We start from the raw sequence: 12,308 nt of genomic DNA, 5'->3' as shown, positions 1-12,308 counted from the left end.
TGTACTCAGCTGACCGTCTGCCAAATCCGCTCCCGATTAAAATCAATCAGCGCCTTTTGTTCCGGCCAATATAACGCAGGCAACTGATTGAGCGGAAACCATGCCAACCGATTGCCCGACTCAATCCGTTGAGCGTTCGGCTGAACTTGAGAGGTCGAAAACAAGAAATAATATACTTTCTTCCAGCGCCGTTTAGAAAAACTGAGCCGCTCTCGCATGCCTAAATCGGCCAGCAACTTTAAATTAGTTAAGCCCGCTTCTTCGGCAATCTCGCGATGGGCTGCCTGCTGAATTGATTCACCCGGCTCTAATCGTCCCTTTGGCAATACAAAAGTAGCAGCACCTCGTTCCTGAATCAGGGCTACATAAACCTGCTCAGATTGCCGCCGCACCACCACACCACCTGCCGAAACTTCCTCTGGAATTCCAGGCAAGCGATGATACCAGCTATCGTCAATTGGTGGATATTGAAACGAATACCCCATAGGCTGCTGCTTGATAGAACGAAGTTAGCTATTCTGAGGAGAGACGGTCGCTCCTGAGCTATTTGCAACTCAAACCTTATGCTAGAACTGCACTGCCACACCACCCACTCAGATGGCACGCTCACCCCACTGCAACTCGTAGAGGCTGCTGCCGCTGCCGGGGTTGAAATTTTAGCGATTACCGATCATGACACGATGTCAGGCTGGGAAGAAGCAACTGCTGCTGCTTTGACTAAAACTGTCTAGACAATGGGGTACACCTCACTGTTTTGTGCGCCCACTTGAATCAATCGCGTTAAATCGTTCGGGTCTGTCGTCAGAATATTGGTGCGAGTTTGATCATAAAGTGCCAGGGTTGCTGAAAGGCGATCGCTCACATCGGCTTTGACACCAACTTCATATAATGTGCCGCGTTCTGGATCTGAAACAGTCGCACCTTCAAATACATTAGTTAGCGGTCTAAAGGAGCGTCCATAAGCGGCATAGAGTGAAATTGCCGGAATCGGTTGATAGACTAATCCAACTCTGGGGCTAAAGACTTGTTGGAGATCGTAACTATCAGTCGGATACGTGTTGACAATGCGCTGATTAGCAACGTCAAATCGCCCTCCCAATACCAGCCTAAGATTATTCGCCAAGGAAATTTGATCTTGCAAATAAAAGCCGTAAGCATTAGACCTTGCTTCTCCCTCAAAAGGGGTGTCGAGCGGTTCTCCAAAGGGCTGATTATAGACTGGATCAAAAATGTCGATGGGTGCTGCGGCAACACGCGAACCCGCAGTTTCAGAGGCATCCTGGTCTGTGCGAGTGTAATTAACTCCAACAAGTAGCTGATGCTGAATACTACCTGTTTCAAAACTCCCGACTACATAGTTATCAAAGGTCAACGTTCTAGCATCGATTGAACCTTCAAGATATCTTCGTAGTAAAGTTCGATCGTCTGGCTCTAGACCAGATGGAGTCACAATTTCTCTATTTTGCCAAAGCCAAGCCGCTTCAAAAACACTGCGTAACTGCCAATTCTGATTAAATTCATGTTCCAGGTCATATCCTACCCGGAACAACTCCGTAGTCTCATTGGCAAAAGGTTCACCTAAGTTGCGACTCAAGGGAATGTCGCCATTTGGGTTGGGCAAAACAGTTCCTCTCGCTGGCAAGCCAAATTGCCCAAAAGCGCCGTCGATATTGATATACTCAGCAAACAAGCTGAGGTTCGTGTTGTCTGTAATCTGCCAAGAAATCGTGGGAGCAACCGTAAACTGTTGCCGATCGAAGAAGTCAAGGAAACTTTCTGTGGTTCTTGCTAAAAGGTTCAAACGATATAGCAACCTGCCATCCTCAGTGAGTGGGCCTGTCAGGTCGATCGCACCGCGATAGAAATTATAGCTACCAGCCGATGCTTCTACAGAATATTGAGACTCACTCAAAGGTTGCTCTGTAATGACGTTAATTACACCACCCAGCGACCCTTGACCGAATAGAACTGAAGCTGGGCCTCGCAAAACCTCAACCCGTTCAACAGTTGCCGAGTCAAAACTAGAGACTCCGCCGTAGGGAGTGCTTAATCCATTTCTCAAAATATCGAATTCGGTAGCCGTAAATCCTCGAATCACGGGTTCTTCGTAAATCGATGTAGATGGCTGACCCTGCGTAGAGATACCAGGGACACTCCTGAGTGCGTCTACCAGGTTTGTTGGCTGTCGATCTTCAATTACCTGTCGCGGTACAACCTGAATCGATTGGGGAATGTCTCGCAGCGGCGTATCGGTTCGCGTGGCAGTCGTTGCGCTCGACGGGTTATATCCCTCATCCTGCTCTCCTGTCACCACCACCTGAATCGCATCGTCTTCTGCAACGGTATCCGCATCTCCTAGTGTTACGGCCAGCGTTAACCCTTGAGCTTCTGCTGTCACTTCAGCCACAGGCGGTGCCTCCGTTCCAGTAATGGCAACCCGCACTCGGTTATCTGGTAAACTCGTCACGCTCACCAGCGCAATCCCCTCGATCGGCTCTGCTTGGGAAAAGTCTTCGGCAATAGCGGCATTGGGAATATCTGCAATCAGGGCATTACCAACCGATCGGGTTTCCGGTGCTTCCAGAGAACCCTCTGCCGTTTCTAAAATCACCTGCAATCCAGCTTCCGTTGCTTCAACTCGCACATCGGTAATTTGCACCAGCGAGGCCTCAATTTGGGCAACCCAATCTTCGATCGTAGTAGCAGGTTGCTCCAATTCGCCGAGATGCGGAATAGCGGTTACAGGCTGAAGCTCTGCATTACCCCCCACTCTGCGAGAAGCGCTTCGCTCTACAATCCCCCCTTGGTAAGGGAAGCCAGAGTCTGCTCCCTCCCCTGTTTCTACTCCCTCTCCTTGGTAAGGAGAGGGTTGGGGTGAGGTCACCTGCGCCCCAGCGGGCAAAATAAGCAGCCCATGAGCAATACACCCCGATACACCCGTCAATAGCCAAAGCCGCACCTGAAGCGACAACTTCTTCCAAGAACCCACAGTCAACCCTCGATCGCTCATACCCACTCCACACACTGTCAGCAACAAATCACCCTCTTTTGAGAATAATTCTTTATAAGCTGAAAGTCAGTCTAGTAGAGTGATTACAGCCTGTCTACCCTGAAACGATCAATCACCGCGAAACGATCGTTTTGCCACACAGACATTCCTTAGGCGTGATGCCAAACTTGCGCTTAAACGCCACCGCAAAATGCGCTGGGTTAGAATAGCCAACAATGGCAGCCGTCTCCGCAACCGTACAATGCCCTTGCCGCAGAAGTTGCTCTGCCAGCTGCAGCCCCACCGATGCAGCCCCCTAGCCCTGCTGCCAATTCGCCTGCCGCCAACCCCATCCCTACTAATGCGCCAATCGTTGCAGTGGATCCAGTGCTGCTGCTGCAATCGGCTCAGGCAGCATTCGAGGCCAAACAATATGAGGATGCCAATCGTCAGCTCGCTCAACTTGCGGCAGATCAGCGCACACCCGAACATCATCAGCTACTGGAGCAGACCAACCGAGAACTGCTGAACAAGGGCAAAACTATGCTGATTCGCACTCGCAACCCTGTCCAGGAAAATCAAGTCTCTGATCTCGTTGAAGCGATCAAAATGGCGCGTTTGATCAAGCCCGACCAACCCCTATATCAGGAAGCACAGCAGGCGATTGACCGCTGGAGCCGGGTGATCTTAGACATGGCACAAGGCCGAGCTGCCCGCTCTAACGAAGCATCCGTGATCGATGCGGCGAATAACTACAGTATGGCGATTTCGGCAGCTCGCTTAGTGCCATCGGATCAGGCGAAAGTCCACGAACAGGCCCAGCAGGCGATTACGCTCTGGAGCCAAATGATTCTAGACCTAGCCAACACCAGAGCCGCCAATGGGGAATTGGATCTAGCGATTCAGATCGGGGAGCTGGTTCCGCCCAATACACCCACCTATGCCCCTGCCCAAGAAGCAATTGCTAATTGGCGCAATCAGCCAGCTCCGGTCGTTGCAGCGCCGAACCCAGACGATGCGGTTTCCGAAGAACCTGTGGCAGAAGAGGGTGAATACTAACTCCTAGAGTTAACTCCCAGAGCTAATTCCCAGATTCACTGCTTGCGGAGCATCTTTTTCTTCAAGTTCAGATGGTGCTGCTGGTCCGGTGACCGTTGGGTAAACGTGCTCGATAATGTCTTGCATTGTGCTAGCTAGAGGAATCGCCAAAATCACGCCGATCACGCCTAGAATTTGCGCACCTAGCAACAGCGACAGAATAATCCAAACCGGGTTGAGTCCGACTAGCTTGCCCATAATCCGGGGACTAACAGCGTTATCGATGATTTGATCAATCACGAGACAGAGGAAAAATACCCCCAGCCCCAGCCAGACATTATTCAAGGCCGTCAACAGACTAACTGACAAAACCCCGACAATATCGAAAAAGGGAACCAGACTCAGCAGCCCAATCGTGATGCCAAACAGAAGAAACAGCGGCAGATGAATCAAGAAAAACGCCAGCGAGAGAGTAGTGCCTTGGATCAGCGCGACCGTCGCTTGTCCCACAAAGTAACTCTGAAAATTTTGCCGCAGCGATTGCTGGATCTGATTGCCCCAAGGCTGAGGAAACCATCTAAAGATGCTTTGCCAAAAAGCACTACCATGCAGCAATAAATAGAGCGTCAGCGCCACCACCAAAACGGTTTCTATTAAGCCACCAGCTGCACCAATTACTACATTGGGAAGCTGCAGCGAAAATGATTCGATCCCTTCGGGAGCGGATGCCTCTAACCGCTGGATCACACCACTCAGGTTGACTGGTAGCCGCCGCACCACAGCCCAGCGTTGAAACGCTTGAAGTTGGCGGCTACCGGCATCGAGCCAGTCGGGTAGATGCTTGATTAACTCTTCGAGCTGGGTCAGCATCAGCGGTACCAGCGTAATCGCCAAGGCAGCAATTAAAGTCAATGCCAGCAAAAAGATAATTAAAACTGCAGAGGGACGCTGAATACCGCGCTGCTGCAAAAACCGGACCGGAAAATCCAACAAAAAAGCTAAAACTGTCGCCAGGATCAGGGCTGAAATAATTGAATCGAAGTAGTTCAACCCTTGCAAAATCACCCAACCATCTAGCCCGATCAGGGGAATCGCTAGGGCTACTACCAGCCAACGCGGTAGGCGACTCAGCCAGCTAGAAGACTTTGGTTCAGTTGTCTCAGTCATAGGTAGTCTGCTTTGGTCATCTGGTCATTCGTCAAGGGTCATTCGTCACTGGAGGTTCAGAAATGACTAATGACAAAGCACAAAAAACTCCACTTTACTACAATGGAAAAAGTTAGAGGCTAATTTCAGCCTCGCTTATTTACTGCTCAGTTAGCCGTTCAGTTAGCCGCCTCAGTTAGCCGTTCAGCTAACAGTGAGATACCAATTGTTGAGGTCAATAGCTGAGCTTTGTCTTTTGCAACACTGGCAATTTTTATTATCTATTGTTACATTAAATAAATTTAATCCCTTTTATTCATTCTGCCATCCTTCTTACGGATGGTGCCCTGTCTCTAGTGCTTGTCCTGTCGTCACTTCAGGATGAGCTATCTGTTGTAACCCTGCAAAAGGAGAATGCTCTCAATTAAATCAGAGCTGAGTTGAGGTTTGAGCTGATTCTTAGCCGATCGAGAGTAACTCCTGACCCTACTTGTGCCTGTACTTACAGCCCGTCTGAACCCTCCGTAGGGGGTTTAAAGTTCAAAAACTCTCATGAGTTTACTGGCTTGCAGCCAGAAAAATCGGATGAGAAATCAGATGGGCACTTACTTGTAACTGTTCCCATATCTAAAACAAAAGAGGTTCCCGTGGCATTATACGCTGAATTGCATCGCCAATGGTTCTTACTCGCCTCTGGGGCTGTTCAAGATATGATCCGACTCCATCTCGAGGCTGAACGTCCGCTGGAGTCGCTGCCCGACCACTTTCGGGTGCAGTTAAATGATCCGACCACGGCCTTAACTTTGGCAGAGCTGATGCACCAGCTTGTCGATGAACATCAGCTTGACTGGGAGCAGGCTTGGTCAATCACTGAAAAGCTCTGTAGCTGCCGCCTGTATCACTTGACTGCAACTGCACGCGGTGAGCAGTGGCCAATTGAGTTGTTCAACCAGCTCTTGCCCAGACATCTGGAAATCATCCATGAAATTAACCGGCGTTTTTTGGATCAGGTGCGGAGCCGTTTTCCTGCAGATGAGGAGCGTATTGGTCGCATGTCGCTGATCGATCAAAGTAGTGGCAATCTCCGTATGCTGCACCTCGCCTGTGTTGGTAGTGACACGATTGCTGGTGTATACCCGCTCCACACCCAGTTGCTTCAACGCGCGCTTCTAGCAGACTTTAACGACATGTATGCCGAACGATTTAGTGACACATCGGCCAAAATTACACCGCGCCGCTTTTTAGCTCAAACTAATCCTCGCTTAGCGAACCTGATTACGCAATGGTTGGGGGATGACTGGATGATTCACCCTGAACAGTTGCAGCAGCTTGAATCCCTAGTTGATAATGCTAAATTTTGTGGTAACTGGTGGGAGGCGAAACGGGCAGCCAAACAAGATTTGATGGATTACATCCAACAACAGACGGGCATTGCGGTTAATCTTAATTCCCTGTTCGATGTGCAAGCCATGCCAATCGAGGCCAACAAGCGCCAGTTGCTGAATCTGCTGCATATCATTACCCTCTATGCCCGCCTCAAAACCAATGCCAGCACCGATACGATTCAGCGCTTCGCGCATCGGTCCGTGCCGCGGACTTGCCTATTTGTTGGTGAAGCCGTGCCGAATCATCCGGTTGCCGCCGCCATTGCCCAACTGCTCCGGGCTGTGTCAGATGCCATTAATGGTGATCCAGATGTCCAGGGGCGACTGCAGGTGATTGTTTTAGCGGACAATCGCTATAAAACCATCCGTCATGTTTATGCAGCAACGGATTTAGCCGAGCAGATTCCGCTAGCTGATCAAGATGTGCCAAGTCTGATACCGCTGCAATTTGCCCTGAATGGCGCTATCACCATCGGAACACCCAACAGTGCCAACCTAGAGTTGCGGCAAGCCATCGGAGCCAAAAACCTGTTTCTCTTCGGCATGACGGCCACCGAAGCCGAACGCCTCAACGCCAGATATGATCCCTGGCAGCTCTATGACACCGATCCAGACCTGAAGCAAGCTTTGGATTTGATCGCATCCGGCTATTTCTCCTACGGCGACAGCAGTGTTTTCAAACCCTTGATCGAGTGGCTGATCAACAATGACCCTAATCTGGTGCTAGCGGATTACCAGTCGTATATGAACTGTCAGGAGCGCATCAGCCAGGCTTATCAGGATCAAAAAAATTGGACCTGGATGTCGATTTTGACCATCGCTCAGATGGGGCAGTTTTTATCTAAGTAGGTGAGCATAATTAAACATAAAACCCAAAACCCTATGCCGCCCGCTGCACGGGCGGCATAGGGTTTTGAATCTGGTTTTTAATTATGCCGAGGTACTTACACCGTGAGAAACAAGATTGGGAAACAAAATTAGAAAACAAAATCAGAAAGCAAAGAGAAACAAAAAAGCAACAGGTCGTTAACCCGCTGCCGATCACATTTTGCTATTTGGCCAATTGTCAGGTTGACCTGACTTTAGATACGAGTCACCGATAGGGTCACTTCGCCTTGATTGTCCTCCAGGTAGGTGTCGAAGAAGAAGGCACAAACCGTGGCCGCTTCTCGAACTTCTAACCGCAGCATATCGCTGTAGCCATTCAGAGAAATCCAAGTTGCCGCAACCTCAATCCCCGTCTGCTGGTTGACCACCTTACCGCCATAGATCCAGAGCAATACAATTGGCTCGCCCTGAAGGCTAGGTTCAGACCGATAGCCGAACGCGCCGCTCTTGATCCGAAGAATATAGGTGCCGCGCTGCAAGGTTCGGGAAACAGAAATTTCCTGCTCCAAGCTGCGCATAGTGTCTGGATCAATAAAGTGGCAGTTATATCTGCTGTGGACCGTCAGGTTATCGCTGTAGCCCGGTCCTTCTACTGAAACGACTACTTCTCCCTCGTTGTCTTCCAGATAGGTGTCAAAGAAGAACCCGCAGAGGGTGGCTGGTTCAATCACCCGCAGCAGCAGCATGTCATTGTAGCCATTCAGGGTAGACCAAGTGGCACCCACCTCAATCCCAGTTTTCTGATTGACTACTCTGCCACCATAGGCCCAGAGCAACACAATTGGCTCACCGGGATGCCCTGACTCAATTTGATAATCAAACGTACCGCTCTTAAGTCTGATGGTGTATAGCCCCGGCTGGAGCAACCTAGACACTGCCGTTTGCTGCTGGAGCCTATCCATGGCATCGGGAGCAATGTAAAGGCAGTTTCGCTGACTGTGGACAACCAGATCTTCGTGGAAGCCACCGAGGTGAGGCGGCAATGCGGTCCTTGCGGGCTGTGATTTGAGTTCACCCAGTCCTCGAGCCAAACAGGGGCGATAGTGATATCTTCATCTAGCCGGATCAAAGCAAAACTATCCTGCTCATACTACAGTTACTTCATCCTTCCGATAAATTTGCCTGTTTCAAAAGTAGTTTCATATTATCAATGGCCTCATGAATTAAATTTCTACTTTCAAAACTCAAGCTTGTTTCTCCCCGATCCCGTGCAACTGCATAAACTTGTTCAAGGGTCCACCACTCGCTACGCAAGGCATCGACCCATGCTTTCTCACTGTCTATGTATCGAGTATGCTCTGAAGGCTATTGATTAGGGAGTGAATGGGTAGTTTTTCTGCTTCAAATTCTTCGATGCACTTTTCTATCAGACTGCATCTCTTTTCTAAATTACTCATGGTCAAGATAAACTGCTTAGAAAGTAAGCTAGTATTCCTCTATTCTGTCATCTGTCCTTTCGACGTTGTCAACCATCTTATCTAGCCAAACATAGGCTTCATCGTCTGTATTATCATCCAAAACTTTGTTGGCTGCTTCATGAATTAGTTTAGGTGGCTGACCAGGTAAAAGATTTCGCTCTTGAATGGTTGACTGATTGAATTATAGGATTCCTTCGACGACCAACGCTTGTAAATCCTACACCTGTTGGTGCACTCTAATGAGAGGAGCTTGTTGCTCGTTCGTATGTTTACACAAACACAATTGGATTCCCTTCTCTCCGAGCCGCTTGGATCAATTCAGTCATATTCTGAATGAATTGCTCTAAAAGGACCGTTCTCTGTCCGGGCAATTGTTGTTTGAGTCGATTAATTTCAGTTTCTAGTTGATCCAATTCTTCTAAGTCTATTTTGTCTCCACTGTGAGACCCGCTGTAGACCACTTTCTCTAGCAGTAGAGACGTTTCATTCGGCAATAGGTTTGCAATTTCTTCATTGAGATAACCGATATTGCTGGAATTGCCCAGTCTACATTGAACAGCTACAAAACTACTGTTCGGATAATTAGACGCAAGATTGTCATCGGCAATAAAAACTTCGCCAGTTTCTTCATCAACTTGAAGCATATTTGAGTTGGTATCGATTTGTAAGTTGTTTTTATGAGTGTAAACGACAGCATCTAAGCCCATGTCTATCTCCTTCAACCGTCCCAATTCCTTCTGGGGTTAAAACTGTAACACGTCCTTCTAAGCCGCCAATATTCTCTTGCGCACGTAGGATTTGGAGGCGTGCATCGCGGCAAGTGACTATGTCGCTAATAAATAGCTGGTCTTTCAGGGAGCTTTGAAAATCTGGTACTAGCTTGACAGCCTTTAGCAAATTCTTTTGAAACTCGAGTACTTTCACCTGTTCATTCTTGGTCTCTGCCTTTTCAAAGATCTCACTGAGTTTTCCAGTTGCTTGCTTGATCACCAAATCATCTGCTTTTACTAATGCAGTCTCCCACAGTGTAGCGAGAAACGCTGCCAGTCCATTTTTAGTTGCAGGTGCTCAGTTGTTGGGATTGAGCTTGGCAACCTCAAAGCCAAAGGCCATGAGATCTCTCAGGAACTGGGCATCAAGCACCGCTGCCTCAGCGAGGGATTCCACATTGGTGACCGCCTGCACCAAGTTATTGATAAAGCGCAATGCTGCTACTGGATCTTCTACGCCTTCTAGCAGTGAATCAAGAGCCGTGATACCGCGTTGCAGCTCTGCTCGAATCTCTGGGTAGGGTTTTGGCGTACTGGGGTCACTCGGCAACTGTGCCCGCCAGAGCGAATCAAGAAAATCAGGCGTGGCGGTAGTGGCGGTATCGGCTGCTTCGGTTGGATTGAGCGCGGCATAGGTGCGGCCCAACTCCAGCAAGGCATTCACCAGGGCTTGCATTTTATCCTCACTGGGCACTGGGTAGTCCTGCTTGTGCCAGACTTGCTGGACAACTGCCAGCAACATCACCTGATACACCTCGGTGCGCACCGCATCGCTGTCCTCAATGATTTGGGCCGCTAGTGTCATGCCCCGCTCACTCGCCTGTTGCCGGGTGACAATCGTCTCCTCGGCTTGGTCATAGATGCCATGCAGCACCGCTTCCATCGCGTCATACATCTGGTAGTGGTCCACCAAGGCCGCCACTTCCATCAACAGGGGAATGCGATGCTTCAGCGCCGCTTTTTTGTGAATCGTTTCTGGCGTCTCATCGATGAAGTGCAGGGTATGATGTGGATTGTTGTAAGACTGTCAGCTATCTATCTAATACGGGCAAAGATCTCCACTCCATATGTCAGCAACTACACATTTGTTTCTGTCTGCACTACTCTAACCTCAACTCAAATGAGTCTGCTCCATGCGTTTGTCAAGCAATTTACTGACTGCTGAATGCAACAAACATGGTTTCATTCTGATATCTGATCACCATGAAATAATTCTTAGGTTAAAACAGTATATATGTATCCTGATTGCTGGCAGGTGTGGCAAACCAACAACTTAAACCCAAAAACTTTGAATGTGAAAATTCTGATGTTGTAGATTGTCGATACTGCTGTTTTACAAGTTTCCCTTCAGATTTCATTTTGGCAGGTAGCTCTAGGGCATGAGCATAGGCAGTTCCCATCGTTAATGCAGCCAGAATGAGCGTAATGAAGCGCCAGGTTCTCAAAACCATGATGCATCCTCCTACAATAAAATGCTCTGTGACGGCATCACCGGAACCAGTCATAATTGAATTATGACAACTAATTGTCATTTTGACTATTGATTGTCATTGTAGAGTATCAACTTTTGTAAGAATCTTTGTAAGAATCAACGTCAATGGCAAAGCGAGTCACGAAGAGAACTGAAGCAGGACGGGCGATCGAGGATTTAATCATTGAAATTGTGGCAACCTTCTTTCTCCTGCGAGCAGAAAGGATGCGAATGGGAGTGGTTTCACCTTCAGGAGAAGGGTACTGGAGCTACTTTAACAGCAGGACCGTGAATAATGCTGCCGCTGCCAATGATGCGATCGTCCGCACATGGTTCCAGAATGTCCAATCGGTCAGGTATCTTGCCCAGAGTGTTGCCCCTTCTGGACTGTCGGGCTTCACGATTGCCAAAGCATCATTCAGCGGCACATTGAATGCGATCGTCACTGCGATCGCGCCAATAAGGTAGAGTAGGCTACCCGCTAGCAAATAGAAGGCACTCGGTTGGTGCCACTTAAACAGAACGGAGACTGCCAGAAAAAGGCAAGCGAAAGCCGTTCCAAACAACGCGATCATGAATAACGGATTAATCGCCGTAATGTTCATTGATTGCATCGCGGCAATGCCTTGAGGTGGCTGGAGACGGGCGAGAGCCGGCATGACGAACGTGGAGAAAGCGAAGAACACTCCTGCCATCAATCCGCAGCCGAGTGCAGCGACAAGCATTAAGGGAAAGTGCAAATTGTTAGCAGTTGCCATAAGCCTCCTATGGATTAATGTCAGTTTGACGGACTAGTCTATGTTGCATAGAAGCAGGCTATTAACCTTAGACTGCCCGTTTCAACGCCTGAACCACTGGTGGATCACCTGTCCTTTCCACATCCACAGTCCAGATAGGACAACAATTGGAATGTATACAAACTTAGTTGCAAATGCCTCATCCGATCTGTCCGCTACGGGTTCATAGAGGTAGCCAACAATTGGGAAACTCAAAAGAATGTGAACCCATCGCAGTATCATTCGTTCGGTACTTAGTTTCATAAGACTCGGTTAATCCATAATCCTAACTGGAATAGTTACACCACCACGACCTTAGACTTCTGTTGGCACGCAATTTTTCTACATCTCCTTCTGATTTGTCTTCTGAATTGTTACCCTTCCAGCTTAGAGAAACGATCGATGCTCAACTATCTAATTCTTGTGC

The 12,308-nt window shown here is 48.7% G+C and carries 13 protein-coding genes; 3 read left to right on the top strand and 10 right to left on the bottom strand.

Going from position 1 to position 12,308, the window contains the following annotated elements; genetic code table 11:
• Positions 1 to 5: 5 nt before the first annotated feature.
• Positions 6 to 485, bottom strand: coding sequence for an NUDIX domain-containing protein (locus JVX88_RS19255; RefSeq protein WP_211619787.1), 480 nt, complete (start codon positions 483 to 485; stop codon positions 6 to 8).
• Positions 486 to 563: 78 nt separating this feature from the next.
• Between JVX88_RS19255 and JVX88_RS19250 the strand changes: the two genes are divergently transcribed.
• Complete coding sequence (locus JVX88_RS19250) at positions 564 to 731, top strand: PHP domain-containing protein (RefSeq protein ID WP_211619786.1); 168 nt, start codon at positions 564 to 566, stop codon at positions 729 to 731.
• Here the strand turns inward: JVX88_RS19250 and JVX88_RS19245 are convergent.
• On the bottom strand, positions 728 to 2,989 hold the full coding sequence (locus JVX88_RS19245) for a TonB-dependent siderophore receptor (protein WP_211619785.1): 2,262 nt from the start codon (positions 2,987 to 2,989) through the stop codon (positions 728 to 730). The two genes, JVX88_RS19250 and JVX88_RS19245, sit on opposite strands and share 4 nt — an antisense overlap.
• Before the next feature lie 133 nt (positions 2,990 to 3,122).
• On the bottom strand, positions 3,123 to 3,293 hold the full coding sequence (locus tag JVX88_RS19240) for a helix-turn-helix domain-containing protein (RefSeq protein WP_211619784.1): 171 nt from the start codon (positions 3,291 to 3,293) through the stop codon (positions 3,123 to 3,125).
• 2 nt (positions 3,294 to 3,295) lie between these two features.
• Between JVX88_RS19240 and JVX88_RS19235 the strand changes: the two genes are divergently transcribed.
• Positions 3,296 to 4,048 (top strand): hypothetical protein, encoded by a 753-nt coding sequence (locus JVX88_RS19235; RefSeq protein ID WP_211619783.1) that lies wholly within the window; start codon positions 3,296 to 3,298, stop codon positions 4,046 to 4,048.
• Between the two features lie 9 nt (positions 4,049 to 4,057).
• Here JVX88_RS19235 and JVX88_RS19230 read toward each other — a convergent pair whose 3' ends face one another.
• The gene (locus tag JVX88_RS19230; RefSeq protein WP_211619782.1) at positions 4,058 to 5,194 is read right to left on the bottom strand and encodes an AI-2E family transporter; all 1,137 of its coding nucleotides are present in this window, start codon (positions 5,192 to 5,194) and stop codon (positions 4,058 to 4,060) included.
• A gap of 626 nt (positions 5,195 to 5,820) precedes the next feature.
• Between JVX88_RS19230 and JVX88_RS19225 the strand changes: the two genes are divergently transcribed.
• Positions 5,821 to 7,407 (top strand): glycogen/starch/alpha-glucan phosphorylase, encoded by a 1,587-nt coding sequence (locus tag JVX88_RS19225; protein ID WP_211619781.1) that lies wholly within the window; start codon positions 5,821 to 5,823, stop codon positions 7,405 to 7,407.
• A gap of 233 nt (positions 7,408 to 7,640) precedes the next feature.
• On the opposite strand, the gene JVX88_RS38650 is transcribed toward JVX88_RS19225, so the two are convergent.
• From JVX88_RS38650 to JVX88_RS19195, 6 genes are all read right to left on the bottom strand, one after another.
• A complete protein-coding gene (locus tag JVX88_RS38650; protein ID WP_225931119.1) occupies positions 7,641 to 8,477 on the bottom strand; it encodes a hypothetical protein in 837 nt (278 codons plus the stop codon).
• 656 nt (positions 8,478 to 9,133) lie between these two features.
• Positions 9,134 to 9,571, bottom strand: a complete 438-nt coding sequence (locus JVX88_RS19215) for a hypothetical protein (RefSeq protein WP_211619780.1) — start codon at positions 9,569 to 9,571, stop codon at positions 9,134 to 9,136.
• Positions 9,540 to 9,854, bottom strand: a complete 315-nt coding sequence (locus JVX88_RS19210; RefSeq protein WP_211619779.1) for a hypothetical protein — start codon at positions 9,852 to 9,854, stop codon at positions 9,540 to 9,542. The genes JVX88_RS19215 and JVX88_RS19210 overlap by 32 nt, the downstream gene beginning before the upstream one ends.
• A 78-nt stretch (positions 9,855 to 9,932) precedes the next feature.
• On the bottom strand, positions 9,933 to 10,562 hold the full coding sequence (locus tag JVX88_RS19205; protein ID WP_211619778.1) for a hypothetical protein: 630 nt from the start codon (positions 10,560 to 10,562) through the stop codon (positions 9,933 to 9,935).
• A gap of 292 nt (positions 10,563 to 10,854) precedes the next feature.
• A complete protein-coding gene (locus JVX88_RS43145) occupies positions 10,855 to 11,139 on the bottom strand; it encodes a hypothetical protein (RefSeq protein WP_211619777.1) in 285 nt (94 codons plus the stop codon).
• 235 nt (positions 11,140 to 11,374) lie between these two features.
• The gene (locus JVX88_RS19195; RefSeq protein WP_211619776.1) at positions 11,375 to 11,863 is read right to left on the bottom strand and encodes a DUF1772 domain-containing protein; all 489 of its coding nucleotides are present in this window, start codon (positions 11,861 to 11,863) and stop codon (positions 11,375 to 11,377) included.
• Positions 11,864 to 12,308: the final 445 nt, after the last annotated feature.

This window comes from Leptolyngbya sp. 7M, from assembly GCF_018128485.1.
The sequence above is the reverse complement of the archived record's forward strand: the minus strand, read 5'-3'. Positions and strand labels throughout refer to the sequence as shown.